Below are 24,420 nucleotides of genomic sequence, written 5' to 3' on the forward strand. Positions count from 1 at the left end.
TCTCTCCTGACTCCCTTACCGAACAGCTTCACTCGGCAGGTTTTCCACGATCTCCCCATCTGCATCCACGTACGGCAAACCATTGTGTTTGAACACATGGTCGAGACAATACATCTCTCCCTGCTTGTAGTCCAAAATCATCAGGTCTTCTGAACGGGTTGGGATTAATTCCTTCAACCGCTCTGGAAGATAGTCTGGTCCGACCGCTTGATGCCATTTCAAAACAATTTTTTCAGGACGCTCAGCTGTCGGATAAAAACCACAAATCTCTAATTTTCCAAAGTCGTGCGAAGTAAGGAGTACCCCTTTTTTCTCCAAGCCACCCAGATTGCGTTTGGACTCGGCCACATTCCGGAACGCCTCGTCCAGTGGAATGGCATACTGCTCGACTCCCCTGACTGGCATAAACACTGTCAAATAATACGAAATGATTCGATTATCGAGAAACTTCCGTTGCAAGTCGATCAAGGTTTCGACAGAATCGTTTACTCCGCGAATAATGGCAGGCTGTCCGCGAATCTGTACACCGACAGATAGCAGCGCTTGTGTTGCTTGGATCGAAACGTCGCTAATTTCCCCGGGATGGTTGAACTGGGAAATCACACTTACCTGCTTGCCGGGTGTCTGTCTAACTTGGTCAAAAAACGCAAGCAGCTCTCCATCAAGAAAACGAGCCGGATCATAGGCCAAAGCCTTGGTTGCAAAACGAACGAGTCGAATACTCTTTACACTTAAAAGAGTGCTAATCAGCTTGATTAAGTCAGAGCTTTTACGGAAGGAAGCTGGATCTCCGCCAGTAAAGAGGACATTATCGATGTACGGATGAGCTTCCAAATACTGCACTGCCCTTTCTGCTTTTTCCATAATATTGGTATATCCAATATCTTCATGGCGGATTTCGTTCACTTTATAGCAGAACTGGCAGTTGGCAATACAAAAGTCGTCGATGTGAAGCAACAATGTCTTTTTGTACTTGTGTTGCAGGAAAGCTGTTTCATCCTGACGGTACGACTTGTTGCCATACGGATCAAAGCGCCCTTTATAGGGTTTCTCTCCCGGTGGCGGAAGCACGATATTGATCATCTGGGTACGATAAGGCTCTGATTGACTCGCAATCAACTCGGCATAATAGCGAGTCACCTTAAATGGCATATAAGACTGCTCCAGTAATGCACCGCGTTCTTCCTTCTCTGCTTCTGTAAAGCCGACAATTGTTGCGAACTCCTCAAATCCTTTTTTTCCCATTAATACCTTAACACTCAATGTAATCCCTCCCTTTCATTCATAAACACTCGTCATCTTTGCTTTCTCGAACACTTGGTCAACCATGTGATTCGCTTGTTAACCAAACAGCAAATCCAGTTCTTTTTGTGTCAATTCCACATCTTCGAAATCCGATGGAGTAAATTCTGGGACGTCCTGTCGGCAGCAATGATCTATGAACTGCTCTAATTCATGGAAAAACAACTCGAGTAACTTCTCCATGGTCTCCTCGCGATACTTTCGCAAGCTGTACGTAACAGAAACCTGGAGTTCTCCTTGACGAATGAGAGCAGCCACGTCAAGCAGTGCTGTCAAATGATTACCCACTCCGGCATCAACAGCCAAGTTTCCTCCCATGAGAACCAGATCATCACTCAGTTGATTATCAACGGTTCCCAGATAATTGAATCGAACATGGGACTTTTCCTCTGCCGTGAGCAGATGAGGCTTTAGCCAACCAAACCCAAGCCCTCCCATCGGAATCTGACGCAATTTCTCCTTAACTGCTTTTAGGTGATCAGTCCGATTGGATGGATTCGTTTCGAAAAGAACAGGATACATGCTGGTAAACCATCCTACTGTTCTGGTTACGTTCATCGTATGAATAGCAGACTCACGCCCATGCGACTCCATTACCAGCAAGAGACGCTCCCTTTCAAACACATCACACAATGTCCGGGTAAGTGCTGCAACCAATAGGTCTTGGGGACCTGTGTTGAACATTCGGTTGGCCGTTGTCAACAGTCGCGACGTTATCTCGGCTGAAAGTGTGCGTGTAGATGTAGCGCTGTATTCTACCAAGTCTTCGCCAAAATCGTAATCCGTAGGAAGTTTGTCTTCCGGGATGGAAAACATGTCCCAAAATGCTTTTTCTTTGATTGCCTGATCCGACTGGTAAAAGGCGGCGACTTCCTTTATCCAAGCTTGCATCGAATGTGTTTTATCCGGCAAGACGATCGGCTCATTCCGTTTAAGACTGGACAAGGCACTCATCAAATCTTCCAGGAGAATCCTCCAGGAGACACCGTCCACAACCAGATGATGGGCCGTCAGAAACAATCGCTGAGGTCGATCGGGACCTAATTCAAAGAGACAACCGGTAAACAGCAAAGATTCTTCCAGCTTGAAGCTCACAGCGCAAGCTCCCATCGCCTCAAGCATTTTACTCTCCTGTTCTTCCTGCGGTAAGGAAGCAAGGTCGATGCAAGACACTGACACTCGGCTGGTAAGGTGGCTCTCATTGTAAAAGAGCTTCCCCTCTTTTGCAGAGTAATTGAGTCGCAAACAATCGTGATGGTTAACCAGTGCAGATAGACTCGCTTCAAACTCCTCCAGCGTTACTTTTTCTTTGCTTTCAAGGAGCAACGACTGGTTCCACTGATCAGCATTGCGGAACTGTTGGGACAGAAACCAAGAAACGATGGGAGATGACGGCAACTCGCCAATACACGGCTCTTGTGAGATCTGTTCCACTCCCCAGCTCCAGTCACTTCTCGCTTTTAGTTCTGTAATCGTGTCATAAATCAAGATATCTCTCACCGGAATCTTGATTCCTCGCTGATGCAATCGATAGGAAACCTGAATCGCCTTGATCGAATCCCCCCCTAGTTGGGAAAACGGGTCATGTAGACCAAATGGTGAACGACCAAGCACGTCCTCATACACTTCTACCAATAGCTTGTCAAACTCGTCACGAGGACTGGTTTCATCCTCCGCACCTTTTCGCTCCATGACAGGTTCGGGAAGCTGTTTCCGATCTACCTTGCCATTTGAGGTCAGCGGAAACTGTTCAAGCTGCACGATTTGCGACGGGATCATGTAGGCGGGCAATCGACTTGCCAGCTCTTCGCGGAGCTCTTTTTCCCGGAAAGATGCTTCCGTGATCAAATAAGCACAAAGGTACTTACGCCCCCACGTATCCATGCGATCGATCACCACTGCCTCACGCACAGAAGAATGACCAAGTAGCTGCTGTTCAATTTCACCCAATTCAATGCGGTAACCATGAATCTTCACCTGATAGTCAGCCCGTCCCAGATACTCCATGACTCCATTTGGTCGATAGCGGACCAGATCGCCCGTCTTGTACATCACTTTTCCTGGCGAAAACGGATCGGGTAGGAAACGCTCTTGCGTCAATTCCTCGCGGTTAAGATACCCCCGTGCCACACTATCTCCCGAGATGAAAAGCTCTCCTGTCGATCCGATCGGAATTGGCTTCCCATATGAATCCAAAATGTAGAGCTGCACGTTACTGATCGGATGTCCTATCGGTACAGATCCCTCGACATCGATCTCTGGATCGTATTGATAGATCATGCACCCGACTACTGTCTCGGTAGGGCCATACTCATTGAGAATTTCGATTTGTCCGTTCCATTTCGCATGAATCGCCTCAGCCAGACTCACCTTCAAGTCCTCACCGCCCACAATCACTCTCTTTACTGTAGTAGAAGGCAAAGCGATTTCTTGCAGCAAAAACAGATGGGCAGGTGTCAGCTTTACGACATGGGAGCGTCCATCGCTAAAGATGCGCGATAACACAAACTCTGAATCAGAGTTCGGATAGATAACCATCCGATTTCCCTTTACCAACGGGCAAAAAATGGACGTAATCGTCAAATCAAATGCCAGTGAGGAATAAAAAGCAAACGCTTCTTCAGGACAGGAGAGATAACGGTCTTTTGCCCACGAAATATAGTTGACTAACCCTCGATGAGAAACCATGACTCCCTTCGGATTGCCGGTAGAGCCTGAGGTATAAATAACATAGGCCAAATCCTCTGGCTGATTAACCGATTCCAGGATTGCCCCATCATTTAGATACAGGGACGAATCACCGAGCTCCAGGATTACTTTGGACCACGAAATAACCTCTGTTCGCGTGGTGTGTCGAAGCAACAGGTCCGCTCCAGAATCAGACAGCAGATATTCGATGCGCTGAGAAGGGAGTTGAGGGTCAATCGGAAGGTAAGCCCCGCCTGCTTTTAGCACGGCCAACAGCCCGATGATCATCTCTGGCGAATGATCTGCCAGAAGCGCAACAATAACGCCAGGGCCAACTCCACGGTTACGCAACGACTGAGCGAGTCGATTTACTTGATCATGCAGTTCCTGGAATGTCAGCATGCGCCCCTCTGACTCTAATGCAACTCCCTGTGGCGAGCGTTTAACTTGCTCTTCAAACAACTGGACAACCGTCTTCTCGCTGGAATAGGAAGCAGCTGTATCGTTCCACGTTTTGAGCTGTAGTGCCAACTCTTCGTCAGCAAGGAAGTTCAGATTGGACAGTGGTACTTCTGGATTCGCGATCATTTGATTGAGCAGCCTTACGAGATGATCCGCTATTCGATCAACATCATTTTCCGTGTACTCGGCGATTTTATAATCCATTTCCAGCGTCAATTGTTCATCTGTAGCCCATTCCCTGATAATTACTTGGAGCGAATACAACTGGTGACCGTTGTAAAACTCCTCATTCGTCACGGGATACCCACCAATGGTGAAGGGCAGCTGCGTGCTGTAATAATTTACACAAATCTGAAACAGGCTGTCATAGCCATGTTTCTTCAATTCCAATTCTTGAGCCAGCAAATCGTACGGATATTTCTGATGAAAAAAACAGGAAGTCAATTCCCTGTTGACATGTTTAACATAATCGAAGGCATCCATTTCCATCGGAACTGCCAGACGAAATGGCATAGTGCTGGTGAACATCCCGAATATTTTGCGCTCCACTTTGCCTGAGCGATTTAACAGCGGCGTACCAATCACGATCTCTTCTTGCCTCGTACAACGCTGAAGGTAAAGACTGACGAGAGCCACAAACAAGGAATTTAGCGAGCATTTCATCTGGTCTGCAAATTGGCGTATTCTTGTCGAATCTTCACGGTTGAATGCATAGACTTTACGCTTGCCCTCGGTCGTATCTGTTGCCTTTGCTAATGTCGTGATCACAGGCAAGCTCTGAAACTTGTCCCGCCAGTATCGCTTGTCCTTTTCAAATCTCTCAGACTGAGAATAGGCATGCTCCCTGTCGACAAAAGCTTGATAAGCGTGTTCATCTCCTACATGAACGGAACCGCCTGCTAACAACGTGTCATAATAGTGAGCAATTTGTTCTGTCATAATGGAGATGGACCAACCATCAGCAATCAAATGGTGAAACTTTACAAAATATCCCGCTTCTACGTCACTCAGTTGAATCAGACAAAAGTAGAATAGAGGCTCCTGTCCGATCGAAAATGGTTTTGCAAACAAAGCTTGCAGGAATTGTCTGCACCGATCAGGGGCATTCGGTTCTTGTCTGAAATCAAATACCTGCAATGGCTGCGGTTCGTACTCTCCAACAAACTGAAGGACTGTCTCTTCTTCCTGATAGTTGAGTCGCAAAGCATCGTTCTTTTGAATGAACAGGTGAATGGCCGCTTCAAGTACATCCAGTTTCACTTTTCCTTGAACCCGCACCATCCCCCCTAACGTATGGACAGGAAGCTGTGGATGTAATTTTTCCGTATACCAGATACGCTTTTGTGGATGACTTAAAGGATATCCGCCATTCCATTGCTTCTTATCCTGATGCAATGCATTTCCCCCTTTCGGAATTGTGCAGATGTAATCACAATTCGAATATGGCAAAAAATCTAATTGATTACAAATACTTCCATCCCAACTATATCGATGACTCTTCTATAGTGTCAAATGAATTTTCCATTAAATGTTATTTCAGAAAATTAGATGAATTCCATCTCTTTTTTCCTTTTTCTAGCGCTGCATAGAATGGAAAAAATTTTGTGCACGCTATTGATTTTGGCTGTCTTTTCACGTAGGATAAAATGTAATATATTGGCAAAAACACCCCCTGGAAGGATGAATGTGATTAGATGTCTGTGACACTTCGTGAAGTAACCCTGGAAAACTGGGAAGAGTGTATTGAACTGGAACCTACTCCTGAACAGAGTGAGTTTGTTGCCCCGAACCTCTACTCCATAGCCGAAGCAAAGTTTCAAACTACATTTGTCCCTCTGGCCATATACCATGAGGACACGATGGTTGGCTTTGTCATGTATGGGCTTGACCCTGACGATGGAAACTACTGGATTTACAGACTCTTAGTTGATGCCAACTATCAACGCCAAGGCTACGGACGTGCTGCGATTTCGCAAGTCATTGATATACTGAAAGCAAAAGACGATTGTCAAAAAATTGTCATTGGTTATGCTCCAGCCAATGTCGCAGCCGAAAACCTTTACGCTTCACTCGGATTTCAAAAAAATGGCATGGTTCTGTTTGGCGAGACGATTGCAGAATTGAACTTTTAAGCCAGCTATTTTCGTTCCCCGAAAATGAAACAGCGGCGACCTAAGACCTAAAAATCAAGTCTTAGACTCGCCGCTGTTTGAATTGTTTTTTCGTATATGAAAAAAGCACACCTTCCATGTGTCTGTAAACACCATGGTTAGTGTGCATTCGTTTTTAATGTGGTGCCGGTGAAGGGACTTGAACCCCCACGGTTTCCCTCACGATTTTGAGTCGCGCGCGTCTGCCATTCCGCCACACCGGCATGTGAAACTATGAAAAAATAGCACATCATCAATAGAAAATCAATGGTGGGGAGAGACGGATTCGAACCGCCGAACCCGGAGGGAGCAGATTTACAGTCTGCCGTGTTTAGCCACTTCACTATCTCCCCACAATATGTGCTGTCTTTCTTCTGCGTTTACTTTCTTCAACCAGAAGCGACATTTATTAATTTACCATGAACTTTGTTTGACGTCAATATATTTATTTGGATTGACTCTCTTTTTTCGCCAAAATCTCCTGTGCCCACTCGTGGAAGACGCGCAGTGCCTCGTCTACTTCTTGAAATATTGCTTCTTCCTCACAGGAGTATTCCGGGAAGTCAAGTATGCGGTTTTTACGAATCTTCACTTGCTCTTCTTCGCATTTTATCTCCAAGAAGTAGGGAACGGCTTCATCTATTCCATAGCTGTTTTCTAAAAACTCGTAGGTACGTACCCACTCCAGAATTCGAACTTCCGATGCCTTTAAACGAAGCACCTGCTCCAAGGACATAATGGTTTCATTCCCGTAGTAATACATGTTATTCAGCCCTTCTGCATGAAAATGGACGGAGCCGTGACTCCGCCCTGTTATTGATGTGATAGATTAGATCGAGGAAAGCAGCTCTCTCAGTTCTTTGACAATCACTTGCTGGTAGCCAGTGCCTTCTCCATACTGCTCGAGCATTTCGGCACGTGCCACTTTGATCTTGTCTTCATAATCTGGGGCGTTTCGATCCGGGTTTTGCTGTTTAAACGCCGTCATGACAGCTTGGACATGCTTCGGTCTCGGTCCCCATTTTGCCAGAACATGCCCGCCTGTGTCCGCAAAAATAACAACAGGGATCGCCCGACCGCCCATCGTGAGAAACTCATCCATGAGATCGAGGTGTTCTTCCATCACCATCATTTCCACGGGCATGTCTGTTTCTTTCAAAGCATGCAAGACGACTGGCAAGTTGCGAACGACGTCGCCACACCAGTCCGCAGCCAAAATCAAGCATCTGAGGTCATCACGATGCTGGAGCGAAGCAAAAAACGCACGGTCTTGTTCATCCGTCCATGAAAATGCATCCGACCAATTTTGGTATGTATCCTGATTCTTTGTCATGCTTTCCACAAACGCCTGTGGCTTGAGCCCCGTACGGAATTTATGTGCTACGTTTGCCCCCATCTTTTCTCCTCCTTTTGTATCGCTCGCCTATTCTTGGTTTTTATTTGCTGCTTCGTTTGCTTCCTTCTCTTGATTAGCCAGCTCCATCATTTTTTGCAACAAGATATGCTGTGGCATGTGCATGAGACGCTCCAAAGGTACCTGAAGAGCTTCCGACAGCTTGACAGCCGTCTCTGGTGATATTTGTAATGGACGCATGTCATTTTTGCCCCTTTCCCTTGCTTTTATCAGTCCCTTCAGTATAATACACAGCCGTTAAACCTGCCAGCATACAAGTCTGGTACTCGGAAGCCTTTAAATAACAAGCTAACATCATTGATTAAAATGACATTAGCTTGCTAGGCAGCAGATAAAATAGGAAGTTTACGAATCCACATAGATGAAAAAGTCGTTTATTTGGTCTGCATGCTTGCCTATTTGCCAAATAAGCATCCCCAGTATCACATATTTGAATAAGACCAGCCTTTTCCTGGCTCGAATTCTGGGGGCAGAGAAGGCCCAATCTTTTCTTGGTTACCTTATCAACCACATGGCTGTCATCCCCACCAGTTACACATCGTCATCAAGTACTTTGTGACATGTTGGCTCTACTGAACCACTTTTGACCCATTTACTCACCTCTCAACTCCTCATAAAAAAATGAAAAAAGAGCCACACGAAGGGGCTCTCTCTCTTAAACACTATATTCCGCACATGGAAAAGGACGAGCTATGGCTTTTGCTTAGTGAGGATGCATGGTACACCTAAGCCGATCGCTCCGGGCTGGGACATCTGTTCCAGATATGCCAACCCTCGTGCACATTGCTGCTTGCATACTTGACATGTATGGGACGTTACGATTTTCAGCTGTACTTGATTGGGGTGCTGTCGCGAATTCTTCTTTTTGATCTTTTTGCCCTTGGCCATCCGTTTTCCTCCCTTTGCCCTAGATCACTCCAGTCTATGAAGGAGAACAACCCCGCTCTTTAGGCAAACATACAAAATCAAGATATTCACTTGCAAAATGGGCCTTGTCATACGTGTCTACAAATAGAAAAAGCCGCCGGAGAATTCTCTCCAAGCGACTTATGAGCCTTCCCTATGGCTTTGGACTTAGCAACTGGCGCAGTTCTAGCTCCAGTGTAGGAGCATCAACCATTCCGATTATTTTCTTTCGTACAATTCCATCTGTGTCAATCAAGTACGTAGTTGGAAATGCCATCACCTTGTAACGGTTCGACACAGTACCAGCTACGTCCATTGGTATCGGAAATGTCAGCTTGTAGGTAGTGACAAAGGCCATAGCTGTTTCCGGGCTGTCATTGCTCGTGACGTTCACGCCATACAGATCAACCTGTCCACCGTATTTTTCGTAGACTTTTTGTAAATCCGGCGCCTCCAGCTTGCATGGTCCACACCAGGAAGCCCAAAAGTTCAAGACTACTGGTTTTGCCCTTTTTCCTTCTACCTTGTACGTCTGCTGGTCTAATCCTGTCAGTGTAAAATGAGGAGCCGCAAAGCCAACTTCCGGTTTTTGAACCTCTGCTACGATTGCGGCCGTTTCTTGAGGCTTTTCCCAAACAGCAAGTCCGACCCCCAATAATACGAGCACCGCGAGCAACAGCTTTTTCATTTTGTCACCTCTGCCCTACTGAGTTAGAATCCCGTAAAGCCTCCGTACATTTGAATAAGAACGCGTGTAATATCCGTCAGTTTATCTGTATACAGAAGAATACCAAACAAAATCATAATGGCTCCTCCGATTTTCATAAACAGGTCGGAATACTTCACAATCGCGTTCACCTTACTGATGAAGAACGTCATGACAAAAAATGGAATGGCGAATCCGAGCGTATACGCCAATGTGTAGGCCAAGGCGCTTGCAGGATTGGAAACACCCATGACGATAATGCCAGAAAGAATAGGTCCCACACAAGGTGTCCATCCAGCTGCATACGTCATTCCCACCAGTATGGACCCAGTATACCCCAATGGCCTCGATTTTAAATCGATTTTAAAAGAACGCATCATCCAATCCATTTTAAACACGCCAAGCATAACCAAACCAATGATAGCAAGCAAAATACCGCCCAGTTGACGAATCAAGTCCTGTTGGTCAGTGAACAAGCTTCCGATCCAAGATGTAGACAGCCCGAGCGCAACGAAAATGATCGAAAACCCGACTATGAAGAAAAAGGTATGCAAGAAGGCTTGCTTGCGAAAAACAGCTCTCCCTTTCTTCACTTCATCAACCGTAACCCCAGTTATGTAAGACAAAAAGGAAGGATAAAGCGGCAGGCAGCAAGGGGAAATAAAAGAGAGAAAACCTGCTGCAAAAGCCAAAAACACAGTAATATCGCCAGTCATATGTACCTCCGGTGGGTATTTTATCCACTATCTTCTCATTGTATCGAATCTTTTCCCCCTTCAAAAGTAGCAATGACACTTTGTCTTAAAACCGTGACAATTTACTTTACATAATATTCATTATGTCTTAAAACTCAGCACAAAACGTAACAATTGGATGGATAGATCTGGTCCACTTTAGAAAATAGATCAGATTTGTGACAAATGTGACATGTATCTTTCTCGGAAGACATGTAGATGATGAGCAGCATGCCCAAGGATAAAATAGACGAGTGCAGTTGCAGTTGTCTTGTCCTGAATAATCACGCCCGAACGACTCAACTCTTCTTCTGTAAGCCCTTTTACCAATGCTCGAGTAGAAGAGCGCACAGTCCGATACTCCTCGAGAAGATCAACAAGCGGTCGACGGTCAAAATTCGTACGACTGACGTACATGTCCTGATGCCTAGGCAAGGGGGTCTTATCTCCGCGGGAAGCACACAGCAAGCGATAGCACATGATTCGCTCTGTATCCATAATATGGCCGAGAACTTCCTTTCCACTCCATTTATCTTCCTGATAACGGAACATGCTCTGTTCCTCCCCGCAAGATCGAAAGCATGCAAGTATTTCTTCCTCCTGAGCGCAAAGCAACTCATTCAGATTCCCTTCAGGTGCGATTTTGATATAGGTTTCAAACTGCGCAGGATAATCACCAGACTGTGGTTTGCGGAAGTACAAAGGAATACACCCCCCTTTTGAAATAGTGAGACGAATACTTCCATTGTACACAAAAAAGAGGCGGATGTACTCCGCCCCTTCTCTGCTATTCTTTTTTTACTGAATAGTGACTTTGCCGCCATCTTGAAGCAGTGTTTGCCCTTTTACCACGATCTTATCGCCGGCAGACAAGCCTTTCAAAATTTCGATCGTATCACTAGAGGATTTCCCTGTAGTGACCTCGACTTGTTTTGCAATGTCACCTTCCAGCTTAAATACATACTGTTTACCATCGCGATCAAAGACCGCACCGCGCGTTACCACGATCGATTTTGCTCCACTTTCCCCAACCGTTGGGAAGGTTACATTCACTACCATATCGGACTTCAGCTCATTGGATGGGTTTGGAATCGTAATCTCCACTGGATATGCCTTGAGCTGCGTATCCATTACAGGACTCATCGCCGTTACTTTGGCATCAATCGTTTTTCCTGTCGATTGTACGTTTACTTTTACGGTAGTTCCTACTTTTATTTTTGTGATGTCTGCTTCTGACAGATTCGCTTTTACCAGAAGTGGATTCGTGTTAACGACAACTACAACCGGCTGCTGACCTGCCATTTGACCAACTGCGCCGCTTACGCTGGAAATATATCCATTGATCGGAGACGTCACAGTCGCATTCGCTAATTGCTCACGAGCATTTTGCAGACTTACTTGCGCTTGCTGTACAGAGGCTTCGGAAACTTGCACACTTGTTTTTTGTCCCGCAGATTGCACTCCCTGCTGCGCGTTATCATAAGAGGTCTGTGCCGTTGTCAGTTGAGAATTTGCCTGCTCCATCTGCTGAGCGGAAATCGCTCCTTGTGAAAAGAGCTGTTGCATCCGCTGCTGGTTTACTTTCGCATCCTGAAGTGCGGTTTCTGCCTGCTTCAGGCTATTTTTCGCTTGAACCAAGCCTTGATCAGAGCTGCTGCCTGCTTGGTTTAAGCTCGCTTTTGATACGTTGTAGGCTGCTTCTGCTTGTTTGACACTGTTCACCAGATCTTTTTCATCGAGCTTGAACAATACTTGACCTTTTGTCACGTATTGGCCCAGTTTCACTGGCAGGGAAGAAATTTTCCCACCCATTTTCGGGGAGACTTGCACTTCCTCACTCGGTGCCAGCTTTGCCGTGAGACCAGAATCGGATACCACTGTTCCCGTTGCAACAGTTTCAATCTGTACAGGGGTTGACGCTTCCACTGTTTCCGTAGGCGGCGTTTCCGCTTGCGGGCTGGAGCACCCTGCCACTAGCGAGATGGCCAGTAGTGCCAAAATGACGGGTTTTTTATTTAGTTTCATGTATGTCCCTCCTCTTCCCACAAACGTCTTACGATTCCAAAGCGGGATTGATTGTCTTTTGTTTCTTAGCAAGTTTCTTTTCGAGTTTCAACTTTTTCTTCAAGCGTCTCTTTTTCCCTAAATCATCAAACCAGGAAGCAACGACAGGAACCAGAACCAGTGTAATCAGTGTAGAGAATCCGAGACCGAAAATAACCGTCACGGCCATTGGTGCATTCGTCTCAGATCCGGCACCGCCAGAGAATGCGAGCGGTCCAATCGCCAGAATGGTGGTGAGTGTCGTCATCAAAATCGGACGAAGACGAATCGGTCCAGCATGCAGGATCGCATCATACAGCTCCATGCCTTTTGCACGCAATTGGTTCACGTAGTCGATCAATACAATCGCGTTGTTCACGACCAGACCGATCAACAAAATGTACCCGATCAAAACCCCAACGCTGATCGTTGTGCCTGTCGCCAATAGTCCAAGCAGAACGCCTGTAACGGTCGGTGGCACGGAGAACATGATGATAAATGGGGTGTAGAGCGATTCAAACTGCGCTGCCATTACCATATAGAGAAGCACAACTGACAGCACAATCGCGAGAGCAAGGCTAGTGAATGATTCCATCATTTCTTCACTTTGCCCGCCAAAATCGACTGTGTAGCCGTCCGGGAGATTCAGTTTCGAGATTTTCTCTTGCACTTCCCGTGTGACAGAGCTCAGGTCACGCCCTGCCAAATCACTCGTTACTTGAACTTCACGGCTGGAGTTGGCACGGTTAATCGAAACCGGCACGTCTACTTTACTGATAGTCGCAACTGAGGTCAGCGCGATCTGTGCTCCACCTGGAGCGGAAATACGCATATTGTTCAAGAAGTTTATATCTTCCTGAAACTCTTTCGGCAGCTTGAGGTTGACGTCAATCTCGTCATCACCTGTACGATAATACGTTACCGTTTGACCTTGGAAGGAAGTGCGAACACTGGAGAGAATTTGTCCAGTCGTCAAGCCGTACAAGCTCGCTTTCCCAGCATCGATCTTCACTTCCAGCTCTTGTCTTGATTCTTCCAAGCTGGTTGTTACGTTACTCGTACCAGCTACCTTCTCAATTTCACCTTTAATGATACCACTAATGTCTTTCAATACGGCCAGATCATCCCCGCTAACCTTCAGTTGGATTGGGGAACCCGTAGTCATACCAGATGGTGCGCTTACCTTGATTTCAGGTCCAGCAATATCTTTCAGCTTTTCCTGGAGATCCATTACAACTTCATTGGAGGAACGTGTGCGCTGGTCGAGATCTACCAGCATCAGGCTGATCGTTCCCTGATTGGATGACAAGGTGCTCGCTATCGGTGATGCATTGCTACCAACCGAAGTCGCAACAATTTTCTTCTCCGGAACCGTGTTGACAATTTCTTCTACTTGTCGGGTAACTTTTTCAGTTTCAGCCAGAACGGTACCATTTGGCATTTTGATGGAGACATTTACTTGACCTTGGTCCATGGCCGGGATAAATTCTGCCCCGATCAATGGAGTTAATGCGAGAGAGCCCACCATCATGACCACCGAAGAAATCATGACCGTTTTACGATGGCCCAATGACCATTTTAACAATCTTTGGTAGCCTTTTTCTACTTTGCTAAATCCAATGTTAAACCACGTAACAGGATTGATTCCACGATAGTTCTCATGATGTGTATGCGACGGAATTTTGTTCAAAATTCTCGAACTCAGCATCGGCACGAGCAAAATAGAGAATACAAGCGCCGCAATATGTGAGTAAACAACCGTCAATGCAAGTGGTCCAAACAACTCAGAGGCAATACCTTCTGTGAGGGCAATCGGCAAGAATACGCAAATTTGCGCCAAAGCCGAAGCCATAACTGCCGTTCCTACTTCTTTGGAACCATCCAAGGCGGCTTCCATCATGCCTTTTCCCTGTTCTCGATGGCGGAAAACATTCTCGAGCATAACAACTGCAAAGTCAATCAATGATCCTAATCCCAATGTCAAACCGGAGAGGGAAATCAGGTTGATCGTCTGTCCAGTCATGTACATCAGCAAGAACGTAGCAACGATCGATACTGGAAGAACGATGACCGCAATGACCATGGATCGCAAGCTACCCAAGAAGAAGAACAGCAAGATCATACCGATACCGCCACCCAACAGGGCATGTTCAGCGGTGGTGTAAACGGAATCCTTAATGTAGATGGATGTATCCAGAGTCGTAATGATTTCTACGCCTTCTGGCAGCTCGCTTTTGATTTTCTCCAGCTCAGCTTTTACGTCATCTGCTACCTCAATGGTATTTCCGCCTGAAGCTTTTGTCACTTTAATCCCCAAGCTAGGTGTTCCATTTACGTAACTCATTTGCGTTACATCTTGATGCGTGTCTTTTACTTCGGCAATATCGCTGAGCCTGATGGAGTTTCCACCGACAGAGATTGGTGTCAGCGCGATTTGTTCGACATCAGCAAACTCACCTTGTACACGGATGTTGAGCTTGGCGTCACCCTCGCGTACCGCTCCACCGGAACCTGACATGTTGCTGGTCTGGAGAGCTTGCTGAACTTGGTCAAGTGACAGTCCGTACGCCGCTAGTTTGGCTGGGTCGACTGTAACATCGATGATCCGGCTTTGTCCGCCGCTGATGGAAGCAGATGCAACCCCATCAATACGCTCCAGGCGTGATTGGATCATATCCTCTGCCATCTTTTTCAATTTGTTGATATCTTGCTCACCCGTCACCGCAAACTCAATGATCGGTGTACTGTTCGGGTCAATGCGCAGTACGCGTGGCGCTCTAGCTGAGTCAGGCAAAGAGCCACGAACCTGATCTACCTTCTCCCGCATGTCGAGAGTCGCCTGATCAAGGTCTGTCCCCCAGTTAAACATGAGGATAACCTGCGAAGCGCCTTCCATCGATACCGATTGTATACTATCTAAATCGGATACCGTTGCAAGTGCGTCTTCGATCGGCTTCGTTACCAGTTTTTCTACCTCACTCGGAGATCCGCCGTCAACGGATGTAACCACGACAGCAACCGGGAAGTTAAGATCCGGCATGAGATCAATCGACAAGCGAGGCAGTGAAACGAAACCAAAAATCATCATGGCCAGAGTCAACATAATCATGGTGACCGGGCGTTTAATCGATAGTTCAGAAAGATTCAATCCACTCACCTCTTCTTTATATATCTGCTAATTCTTTGTGAGTAATAGTTCGCATGACGAAATGAATAAGGTGAACCTCGTAGTAGCATTTCGTTTAACGAAATATCAAGGGATGAAACAAACCATTTTTAAACGGTTTGTGAATTTCCCCATTTCACATCTCGCTGTTGGTATACACGCTCTGTCAGTGACACCCACACAACTCGTCGATCTGATTGGTCTCGGAACCTGCGTACCAGTTTTTCCTGCTCCAACCGATTAATGAGACCGGAAGTTGTGCTGTATGAAAGACCGACAGTCTTACTTATGTCCCCCATCGTTTTTGGCCCATTTCCAAGCTGCTCCAGAATCAAGACCTGTTGCCAAGTTACATCGCTTGTATCCAGCTCTTGCTCAGAAATCGTGGTAAACAAAACACTGGCTTCTTGCAGGAGTTTTGCCAACTGAATCAGTTCTTTCATGAGAACCTCCCTTGCCATCCTTACTTAACCACTTCACACCCATAACTAATCGTTTATTTCCCAAAAATAATTCTACTGAAATGTATATGTAGTGAAGTCTACCCAGGGGTAGATTTCTGACAGGGATTTATCTATCTGGAGATAGACGACAACGCATGCTAGAATGAAGTTAAGTGATTATTCGGCAGAGAAAGAAGGACTTCTCATTGTTGAAGATAATGATGAAAGCCATACAAAAACGTTTACTAATCATGTGGTTTTCCATCTTAATTGTATTAGCTTTGCTTCCTGATTCATTTAAACGGGAAACTCCGTTGCAATTTTCTCTTACCATTGTACTATTTATTTGTTACCTTGTGGTATTTTGGACTTCCAAGAAAAAATGGAAGCCTTTCCAATTCGAGTTAGTGACAGTCGTGCTTGGAATTGTCTCGTTACTAAAATCCCTCATCTTGGGTGGAGAGGGCTTCGGCTTGATGCTCCCACTCGCTGTTTTTATCGGTTTTCACATTCATGGACGCCGTGCATTGGCTTATGCTACTTTTTTTGGTACGTGCAGTACGCTTTTTTTATATTTTGAAGAAAGCCTGAAATTCACGCACATCATCTCATATATCCTTACGTATGTGGGTTGCTATATCGGCGCACGTGGCTATCGGATTCAAACTGAAGCGTACGAAACCAACCAACAGCACCTGGAGCAGCTGCAAAAAGCACATACAGAGTTGCAAGAGGCGCACTTACAACTTCAAGAAGCAGCACTTCACTCCCTTCAAGTAGCGGTTCTGGAGGAACGAACGAGAATTGCCCGTGATATTCACGATGCATTGGGCCATAGTTTGACTTCACTCATTGTCCAGTTACATGCCTTGAAGTATATGTTGCAAGATGGACCTGACAACGCGCAAGAAGCCGTGCGTAACATGCTTGGTGTTGCCAAGCAAAGTCTGGAGGATATTCGCACGTCTGTCCATACATTGGCCCTGGATAAAACCTCCTTGGGGCTTACGCCTCTACGAGCTCTCTTATCGCAGGCTCAAAAGCATACAGGAATAAAAATGGAGTTGATATGCTCCGATCTGGACATTCCGCTCTCTCAAGAAATGACGATAACGTTTTATCGAATTTTGCAAGAAGCGATCACCAATTCACTACGTCATTCTGACGCAAAAGAAATTCTCGTCATCATTGAACAAAAGAAGGACATCCTTTTGTTGTCCATTCGAGACGATGGAAGCATCACGAGCGACCAAAAAATCAAACCTGGCTTTGGCCTAACTGGCATATCTGAACGAATTCAGTTATTGAACGGAACTCTCGCGTATCGCATTCGAGAGCCTCACGGATTCCAACTCGATTTCAGCTTTCCGATTCGCCAGACTGAACCTGAAAGGAGCATGCGAACATGACCGGTAAACAAAAAGAAGGAGCCATTCGCGTGGTCCTAGTAGATGACCAAACCATGATTCGCCAAGGGTTGGGTTATGTCATTCAAATGCAATCCGATATGGAAGTAATTGGGGAAGCTTCCGATGGCGTGGAAGCTGTTGAATTGATTGGCGCCCTCGCACCTGATGTCGTTTTGATGGATGTTCAGATGCCCAACAAATCTGGCATTGAGGCCACAAAAGAAATCATGCAGCAGCATCCTCGCACAAAGGTATTGATTCTTACCACCTTTGACAATCACAATTATGTGGTGGAAGGGATTCGTGCTGGAGCCGTCGGTTATATGCTAAAGGATGCCGACTCTCAGGAAATGCTTGACCTCATTCGCAGAGCCCATCAGGGAGAAGCCCTCTTCCACACCGTGACAGCTGCAAAAGCCCTTGCCGAAGCTCTGCTAGGTCAACGTGAGACACCTGATTCGACTACCTCTTCCCAATCAGTCTTACTAGATGAATTGACGGATCGAGAGCTAGATGTACTTCAACAGATCGCAGATGGCTATCGAAATGATCAGATTGCGCAAAACTTGTTTATATCAGAAGGCACTGTAAAAACACACGTGCATCGGATTTTGCAAAAAATGGGTGTCGAGGATCGTACCCAGGCAGTGGCCAAAGCTCTACGGCACAAAATCGTGAAATAAATCAGACAGTTCTAGGCAGGAGGACTAAGTGGAATCAAGTTTCCATCCTCCTGCTTTATGCTGATGGAAAACCCTCCGACCAGCTGTGCGCTGGACATCGCTTCAAATACAGCAGCAGCCGCTTTCTTCGTATCGATCACCCGGCAAATGACTGCCAACGTCCGCTCGCTGTCTTCCCCACCGTCGCTGTGGCCATTCCCTGTCTTTCCCAAGCATTCGTCTAACAGCTGTTCGATCAAATAGCGCATCTCAATCTCTGACTCACACAAATGGGGAAAGCGAATGATCATCGGATGGAAATCGTTCTCTTTCATGACCTGATATCCTTGTTCTTTCATCTCTTCTGCCCAGTTCTGCAAAACTTCGTCAGGCCTTCCCTCGATCTGCTCTGCTACTACAGCAAAATAGTCGCCAATTTCTCCGACATTTCCGTAATGAACGGTGTAAAGATGCTCCGTTTCCTCATACCAAACTTCCCAGTAGCTCCACCTCGTTTCGTTTCTTTTCAGCATCCGAATCACCGTTGTTCAACTCCGTTCAAATTGTAACCGTTTTGTAAATTATTCCACTGATCGACACGCCTTGACAACAACTTACAAAGAGATTGATTCGAAAGACTTGCAACTTTTTCGCGAATAGGACCATCTACTCAATCGAACATAAAAAAAGACGGATATCCGATCCGTCTACAGTCACAATCCTTTTTTGTTTTTTTAAGAAATGGAAAGAGGTAAACGAATCTCAAAACGAGCTCCTTTTAGTTTCGGAGAGTTTTCCGCATAGAGTTCGCCACCGTGATCCGCGATGATTCGTTGTGTCGTAGACAATCCTAACCCCGTTCCCTCTTGTTTGGTCGTATAAAAAGGAACGAATAAATTTTGGAGGCAAGAATCTGATAGACCGGGTCCGTTGTCTTCCACAACAATGATGACTTGATTGAGAGATGAGTACACTTTCACTTGAACGAGGTTGCCTTGGGTCATCAAAGCTTCAAGGGCATTTTTCAAGATGTTCAAGATGGCTTGCTTGATTCGCGAACGATGACCAAACACATGCCACTCGCCTTGTGCAATGTCCAGCTCTAGCTTGATTCCTCTTCGATTCGCTTCTGGCTCCAGTAAACGAATGACTCCATGTAACTCATCCATCACTAAGAAACGTTCCGATACGATTTTATCATCCCTGTACCGGGCCAAAACAAGGACATCGTTCAATAACCCATCAATGCGTTCAATTTCCGTTAAGATAACTGAAAAATAAGATTCACTACGATTTGCTTCCCCTTGCTCCCGCAACAACTGAATGAAGCCCTTGATGGCTGTCAGTGGATTCCGAATCTCATGCGCCATCCCAGCAGCCAGCTGCCCAACGGCTGCCAGTGCTTCTCGCTTGCTCAATTCTTCTTCGTACTTTTTGCTTTCCGTAACATTCCGAAGAACGGCGATCGCTCCCCACATCTCTCCACCGTAATAAATGGGGCTCGTACTCACTGTCGTCCATTTGCCTCTGTATTCCGCAACATAATGGCCGGACTGCCCGCGTTCAATTACCCACTGAACAAAACGCTCGCTTATATGCGGGCGGAGGGCATGATCAATGTTTTGACCAATGAGTTGATTCCGATCTACGCCAAATAAATGACAGACGGCGTAATTCGCTTCAATGACTCTTAACTGGCGATCGATCATCAAGACGGCAATATCGCTGGATTGCAGAACCAATTGAACAAGCTCCTGTTCAGCGAGCATTGTAACATCTTCTCCTTTGGCCGAAGTTGCAGGAGAAGTTTGTGTTTTTTCAACTGGAAATTGATGCGAATTTTTGTTAAAGACATCGTCCATTTGATGCAAAATGTAGTCCATCGATTGATAGAGACGAATCTGTCCTTGCAAAAGCTCTACTCGCTCCATTTCCGTCGTGGCAAGAGAAAATGAGTTGATATTCATTTCTTCCATAATAACGTCGCGACACTTGCGCAAAAATTGCTGTAAATACGTAAGATTCATTCCGAGTAACGAAAATTTATACGCAATTTCGCTCAATTCTCGTTCGAATGCATACGTGTCGATTACATTTACTACTTCAATCCATTTCGTGATTTGCTGAACAAACAAAGCCTCTGTATTTTCGCGGTCTTCTAGAAGCAAAGCAGAGTAATGATGATCTGAAAGAAAGGAAAACGTCTTGGCCACCGCCGCAGGGACCAAATGAGTAAGATACTTACTTATTCGATTTTTCAAAACACTCTGGCTCCTTTTCTCCGTGCTTCATTGAGGCTATTTTCCCAAGTATGTATAGGCTCTATTATGGACGTAAATGAGACAAGATGTAAAGCGGCTTGATGATATCCTCGTGCAGAGAATGACACCATCCAATCTGGTTCTCTTCTTATCCTTACAGACAAACAATCTCGGCTAGCATCCTATTATCGCGCGTTATCTATTACCTTTTTCGGACCCTTCACCTCCTGATCACGTTTGACTGAAACCGCTTTCCCAACATTTTCTATCATATCACGATCGAGCATAAAATGGTAAAGGATGTTTATTATTCAATTATCCAAAAAGCATTTGCCCCCGCAGAGACAAATGCTTTCGCTTTATGAATGGGATTTGACAGCGTAATTGCGCAAATCCGATTTTACCGGGCTATTTGGGTTGGTTCCTGTATGCGCGCGCTTGAAAGCATCGCTTTCTGTCCAATTTTTAAACGATTCCTCATCTGTCCATTTCGTAAAAACGATGTATTCGTCACCTTCCGTTGGTGCCAGGAAAAGGAACTCCAAAAAACCCGGAACCTCCTTCATCCGTTCTCCCCCATTACCAAATGCGCGTTCCAAATGGGATTGGTAATCTGCTGGTACAGTCAGTCTGTTCATGGATACATACATGATGGTCACACATCCTTTTCATTGGGTTCATCTACCAACTCCCATTATACTACTACTTTTGGTGAAAAACCTAATAACCGCAAACGCTATTCGCGCCTGCGGTTGATTTGTTGCTCGAGCATGATATCCATCAAGAGTGTATCTTGCAATGGATCTTTGGGGTCTAGCGTCAGAAGCGCAGCGACAGCGGCCATCGCGCATCGAACGGATTGGTAGGAATAAAAGGCATCTCGCTCCGATTCGCTGAACAAAGATAAATCCGATCGTTCTTGGGCCGGGTATGGGAAGTCAGTCTCGACACCAGCACGATCCAGAACAATGAGTGCCTGTTTAATCGCAATCAATGCCGCACTGACACTAATGCCGTATTCTTGGCGAAGATCCTCCCACACCTGAAATGCAGATTTCTCTACCCTTTCCTGATTGGGGCGCGTAATGATTCCTGTTTTACGCCCTTCTTTCAATAACCAATCCACAAAAATATCATTGCGTGGAGGAAAAGCGTATACTTGCAGCTTCATTTCCATTTCTGTCGGGTAATCCTTGGCAAAACGCGCGTGAGCCATTGACATTTCGTAGCGCCGCGATGGATGCCCAGGAACAGTGACAAATACCGTATCTTGTCGCACTGCTGCGATCTGCAGCTTAGTTCTTGCGGGTATCCTGCCTTGAGGTGCCTTTTCCCTGCGAATATTGCCAGGAATCAACTCTACTCCGAATTGATGGTACTCCAACGGTGAATCTATCCAGGGGATGGGCTCTCTCGACTGTATTTCGTATAGCCCGTTAAACGTCACCCATTCACCCGGGCGGCGCTGGCTGCGAACCAAAACAGCATGAACTTCCTTTTCTGGTGGCAATTCCGTATCTTGATCCTCCGGTGGGGGATGCATTCGCTTGTGTTCGATAAGAATGCAATCGGTCATGAACAATCGCTCGAGCAATTCCCGTTTGCTCACCCATTCATATCCGATACGGTAAATCCGATTTTTCATCGGCTTCACCTCCTTTTGATCACCAATATTGCATCATCCTGGTTTGTTTCTATTACCCTACCATATGTAATCGTCGCTTTGTCCGTGCTAACGAGATCGTACAATTCGCTGTAGTGCTTGCGCTGCTTCTTCAGGTGAATCGGCCTGGCTGATCGCACTGATAATCGCGACTCCATCGGCCCCGGCAGCAACCACTTCAGCAGCATTTTCCAAAGTAATGCCACCAATCCCGACGATAGGCAAGTCATGACCGACTGCCTTACGGATCTCCTCTAGCCCATCTGGTCCGATTGGCTCGCCAGCATCTGCCTTGGAACGGGTAGCGAACATCGCTCCTACACCAATACAATCAACGCCACCGTTCTGGGCAGTGAGCGCCTCTTCGACCGTACCTGCCGAAACACCGATGTACATCTCGGAGCCGACTTTAGCCCGTACCTCCGACAACGCCATGTCATCTTGCCCGACATGAACGCCGTCTGCCTGCAAGCGAATCGCCAGATCTACATCGTCATTCACAAAAAATACGGAATCATGGTCACGGCATAGCTGTTGCAGTTGTCTGCCCAGCTCATATTGTTCCTCAGCGGTCAGCTTGCTTCCTTTATCACGCAACTGAAGCGTGCCTACTCCTCCACGCAATGCTGCTTCCACAATTTGCACGGTCTTCTCGCTGGAATATCCGCAGTCCTGCGTACCAACGACAAAGTAGACACCCATCTTTTCCCGAAGTCTTTGTATATCTCGCATGCTTTATTTTCCCTCCCAACGATCCAATGCCTCTCGATAAGCGCTGGCTGCTGACTTGGCATCAGTTGCATCGGTGATCCCCGATAAGACAGCAATGCCCGCACACCCTGCTTTCAAAACTTGCGCCGTCCGATCCGGTGTGACGCCACCGAGTCCGATGATCGGTGTATCCCATCGTGCTGTTATCTGCGCAAGTTCTGTTGTTCCTCTTGGCGCTAGACCTGGCTTCGAACCACTCGCAAAAATATGCCCGTAGAGCAAATAATCGACTTGTGCGGCAATGGCTTGCTGTGCTTCCTCCACGGAATGGACGGAACGCCCTATTTTTTGACCTTTCTTCAGCACCATTCTCGCTTCCGCAGGAGACAGACTATGGTATGCCAGGTGAGCACCGGCACAACCTGACGCAGCAGCCACGTCCACCCGATCATTCACCATCAAGGCCGAAAGGGGGATGACATTCGCCAATGCCTTTACCCAGTCCATGCATTCCTTTGCGGTACGCTGCTTTTCCCGTATGTGTAGAAAGTTCATACCACCTGCATAAGCAGCTTCTGCCATTCGCAATGCCTCATCGAGCGAATGCCGACCGCTCGTAATCACATGCAGCTCACGAGTGCTCGACATCAGGTTGGACACCGCCTCCAGCGAGTGCTGTCACACACTCCTGTAGCCATTGCGTCGTTCGGTCTTCTTTGTCCGTCGGCGACTGAGCCAACAGCTCAACCACGAGCCGACGCAAGAAAAATGCCTGCTGCACGGTAAGTGGAAAGGTAATATTTTTCGGTTTGGCTTCCTGTTTCTCCAATGTCTCCACACCCGCCAGCAAAATATCACCGATGGACTCCACGAGTTCGTGAACCTGCTCATTTTGCTTCAAATCGTCATAGCAGCCATCATATAGTCTGCACAAAAGTAAAAACGCCTGTGACGACAAGGTCACCGGCTGTACATTCTGCATCGGTTCCGTCATACCGTTTCCCTCCACTCACTAGAAAAAAACAAAATCTATTATATCACATCATGACCTGTATCAATGAAGAAAACCGCTGATTGCTCAGCGGTCTTTTGAAGTTCCTTCATTTCGATCATTATGGTTCGATTGTCGTAAATTTGTGTTGCGATCTTTTTCATCCAGCGTTTTGCCACGGTTTTTTCCGAGGTCCTTGCTGTTGTTGTTCTTTCCCAATTGATTCACCTCCTAAGTCGTTCATAGGATAGCGTAACCAATTCGGGTCACTTTATTAGCTGGTTGCGAGTAGTCTCTTACGTTTGTAGATCGCGTATCCGATGGCGAACGGTACACGCCACCCGAGCAAAAAGGCCAACGTAATGAAATAAGTCACACCTGCAAAAATAAGCGTAGTCGGTACACCTGTCCACCAGGAGCGGATCAGTAAGCCAATTGGTGCAGCTACTGTCCACGTAATCAGTGCAGATAACAATTGTCGGCCCGCAGATTCATACGTTCGCTGTCCGTAGCTCTTGAAAAGCAGAATCGCGATGATCCATCCCACCAGGAAAGGGGCTAATGTTTCGATAATCCCCATGACCGTGACAGGGTAGTTATGAATGATTTTTCCGTAATAAACAAACAGCACAAAGGCGATCAGATCCCCGAGCAACAATAAATAGCCCGGTGGCGACAAACGCAGTCTCATGTATACCCTCTTTTCCGG

General features: G+C 46.4%; 24 protein-coding genes and 2 tRNA genes. 3 read left to right on the top strand and 23 right to left on the bottom strand.

All coding sequences use genetic code 11. From position 1 onward, the window contains the following. Positions 1-15: 15 nt before the first annotated feature. Both HPY28_RS17515 and edeP read right to left on the bottom strand, forming a co-directional pair. On the bottom strand, positions 16-1,263 hold the full coding sequence (locus HPY28_RS17515; RefSeq protein ID WP_017249074.1) for a lysine 2,3-aminomutase: 1,248 nt from the start codon (positions 1,261-1,263) through the stop codon (positions 16-18). A gap of 78 nt (positions 1,264-1,341) precedes the next feature. After that, complete coding sequence (gene edeP / locus HPY28_RS17520) at positions 1,342-5,847, bottom strand: edeine non-ribosomal peptide synthetase EdeP (protein WP_174231052.1); 4,506 nt, start codon at positions 5,845-5,847, stop codon at positions 1,342-1,344. 299 nt (positions 5,848-6,146) lie between these two features. On the opposite strand from edeP, the gene edeQ reads away from it, so the two are divergent. Continuing rightward, complete coding sequence (edeQ, locus tag HPY28_RS17525) at positions 6,147-6,584, top strand: edeine self-resistance N-acetyltransferase EdeQ (protein WP_069844795.1); 438 nt, start codon at positions 6,147-6,149, stop codon at positions 6,582-6,584. Between the two features lie 160 nt (positions 6,585-6,744). Here the strand turns inward: edeQ and HPY28_RS17530 are convergent. The 12 genes from HPY28_RS17530 to HPY28_RS17585 form a co-directional block, all read right to left on the bottom strand. Next, positions 6,745-6,826: transfer RNA gene (locus HPY28_RS17530), tRNA-Leu, on the bottom strand. A gap of 44 nt (positions 6,827-6,870) precedes the next feature. Next, positions 6,871-6,955, bottom strand: a tRNA-Tyr gene (locus HPY28_RS17535). A gap of 92 nt (positions 6,956-7,047) precedes the next feature. After that, positions 7,048-7,365 carry a hypothetical protein gene (locus tag HPY28_RS17540; protein WP_173623578.1) on the bottom strand — a complete coding sequence of 106 codons (318 nt, stop codon included), beginning with the start codon at positions 7,363-7,365 and terminating at the stop codon, positions 7,048-7,050. Between the two features lie 66 nt (positions 7,366-7,431). Continuing rightward, positions 7,432-7,998: a thioredoxin family protein gene (locus HPY28_RS17545; protein WP_174231053.1), complete on the bottom strand. Its 567-nt coding sequence runs from the start codon at positions 7,996-7,998 to the stop codon at positions 7,432-7,434. Positions 7,999-8,025: 27 nt separating this feature from the next. Then, the gene (locus tag HPY28_RS17550; RefSeq protein ID WP_017249079.1) at positions 8,026-8,196 is read right to left on the bottom strand and encodes a YycC family protein; all 171 of its coding nucleotides are present in this window, start codon (positions 8,194-8,196) and stop codon (positions 8,026-8,028) included. 510 nt (positions 8,197-8,706) lie between these two features. After that, positions 8,707-8,904: a hypothetical protein gene (locus tag HPY28_RS17555; protein WP_069844792.1), complete on the bottom strand. Its 198-nt coding sequence runs from the start codon at positions 8,902-8,904 to the stop codon at positions 8,707-8,709. A gap of 172 nt (positions 8,905-9,076) precedes the next feature. Continuing rightward, positions 9,077-9,610: a TlpA family protein disulfide reductase gene (locus HPY28_RS17560; protein WP_017249081.1), complete on the bottom strand. Its 534-nt coding sequence runs from the start codon at positions 9,608-9,610 to the stop codon at positions 9,077-9,079. A gap of 23 nt (positions 9,611-9,633) precedes the next feature. Then, positions 9,634-10,344: a cytochrome c biogenesis CcdA family protein gene (locus HPY28_RS17565; protein ID WP_017249082.1), complete on the bottom strand. Its 711-nt coding sequence runs from the start codon at positions 10,342-10,344 to the stop codon at positions 9,634-9,636. Between the two features lie 189 nt (positions 10,345-10,533). Continuing rightward, positions 10,534-11,115, bottom strand: coding sequence for a DinB family protein (locus tag HPY28_RS17570; protein ID WP_371813494.1), 582 nt, complete (start codon positions 11,113-11,115; stop codon positions 10,534-10,536). Between the two features lie 45 nt (positions 11,116-11,160). Then, entirely contained in the window at positions 11,161-12,387 is a 1,227-nt protein-coding gene (locus HPY28_RS17575) for an efflux RND transporter periplasmic adaptor subunit (protein ID WP_017249084.1), read from the bottom strand. Positions 12,388-12,415: 28 nt separating this feature from the next. Next, on the bottom strand, positions 12,416-15,553 hold the full coding sequence (locus tag HPY28_RS17580; protein ID WP_173623581.1) for an efflux RND transporter permease subunit: 3,138 nt from the start codon (positions 15,551-15,553) through the stop codon (positions 12,416-12,418). Positions 15,554-15,681: 128 nt separating this feature from the next. Next, positions 15,682-16,032, bottom strand: a complete 351-nt coding sequence (locus HPY28_RS17585) for a MarR family winged helix-turn-helix transcriptional regulator (protein WP_017249086.1) — start codon at positions 16,030-16,032, stop codon at positions 15,682-15,684. A gap of 155 nt (positions 16,033-16,187) precedes the next feature. Between HPY28_RS17585 and HPY28_RS17590 the strand changes: the two genes are divergently transcribed. Continuing rightward, positions 16,188-17,423 (top strand): sensor histidine kinase, encoded by a 1,236-nt coding sequence (locus tag HPY28_RS17590; RefSeq protein ID WP_069844787.1) that lies wholly within the window; start codon positions 16,188-16,190, stop codon positions 17,421-17,423. Beyond that, positions 17,420-18,106 carry a response regulator gene (locus HPY28_RS17595; RefSeq protein ID WP_017249088.1) on the top strand — a complete coding sequence of 229 codons (687 nt, stop codon included), beginning with the start codon at positions 17,420-17,422 and terminating at the stop codon, positions 18,104-18,106. Before HPY28_RS17590 ends, HPY28_RS17595 begins: the two co-directional genes overlap by 4 nt. Positions 18,107-18,117: 11 nt before the next feature. Here the strand turns inward: HPY28_RS17595 and HPY28_RS17600 are convergent, their stop codons facing one another. The 9 genes from HPY28_RS17600 to HPY28_RS17635 all read right to left on the bottom strand — a co-directional run bounded on the left by HPY28_RS17600 (position 18,118) and on the right by HPY28_RS17635 (position 24,402). Next, on the bottom strand, positions 18,118-18,627 hold the full coding sequence (locus HPY28_RS17600; protein WP_017249089.1) for a hypothetical protein: 510 nt from the start codon (positions 18,625-18,627) through the stop codon (positions 18,118-18,120). A 192-nt stretch (positions 18,628-18,819) separates the two neighbouring features. Continuing rightward, the gene (locus HPY28_RS17605) at positions 18,820-20,346 is read right to left on the bottom strand and encodes a two-component system sensor histidine kinase NtrB (protein WP_173623582.1); all 1,527 of its coding nucleotides are present in this window, start codon (positions 20,344-20,346) and stop codon (positions 18,820-18,822) included. Positions 20,347-20,705: 359 nt separating this feature from the next. After that, on the bottom strand, positions 20,706-20,996 hold the full coding sequence (locus HPY28_RS17610) for an antibiotic biosynthesis monooxygenase family protein (RefSeq protein WP_017249091.1): 291 nt from the start codon (positions 20,994-20,996) through the stop codon (positions 20,706-20,708). A gap of 86 nt (positions 20,997-21,082) precedes the next feature. Beyond that, entirely contained in the window at positions 21,083-21,991 is a 909-nt protein-coding gene (locus HPY28_RS17615; protein ID WP_026043125.1) for a hypothetical protein, read from the bottom strand. Between the two features lie 87 nt (positions 21,992-22,078). Then, entirely contained in the window at positions 22,079-22,741 is a 663-nt protein-coding gene (gene thiE / locus HPY28_RS17620) for a thiamine phosphate synthase (RefSeq protein ID WP_174231055.1), read from the bottom strand. Between the two features lie 3 nt (positions 22,742-22,744). After that, positions 22,745-23,368 carry a thiamine phosphate synthase gene (locus HPY28_RS17625; RefSeq protein WP_174231056.1) on the bottom strand — a complete coding sequence of 208 codons (624 nt, stop codon included), beginning with the start codon at positions 23,366-23,368 and terminating at the stop codon, positions 22,745-22,747. Beyond that, positions 23,352-23,714: a hypothetical protein gene (locus HPY28_RS17630; RefSeq protein ID WP_106833256.1), complete on the bottom strand. Its 363-nt coding sequence runs from the start codon at positions 23,712-23,714 to the stop codon at positions 23,352-23,354. Before HPY28_RS17630 ends, HPY28_RS17625 begins: the two co-directional genes overlap by 17 nt. Before the next feature lie 84 nt (positions 23,715-23,798). After that, entirely contained in the window at positions 23,799-23,930 is a 132-nt protein-coding gene (locus HPY28_RS30740) for a hypothetical protein (RefSeq protein WP_017249096.1), read from the bottom strand. Positions 23,931-23,985: 55 nt separating this feature from the next. Beyond that, the gene (locus tag HPY28_RS17635; protein ID WP_106833257.1) at positions 23,986-24,402 is read right to left on the bottom strand and encodes a DUF3054 domain-containing protein; all 417 of its coding nucleotides are present in this window, start codon (positions 24,400-24,402) and stop codon (positions 23,986-23,988) included. Positions 24,403-24,420: the final 18 nt, after the last annotated feature.

Origin of the sequence: Brevibacillus sp. HB1.2 (genome assembly GCF_013332495.1) — a bacterium.
Taxonomy (GTDB): domain Bacteria; phylum Bacillota; class Bacilli; order Brevibacillales; family Brevibacillaceae; genus Brevibacillus; species Brevibacillus porteri.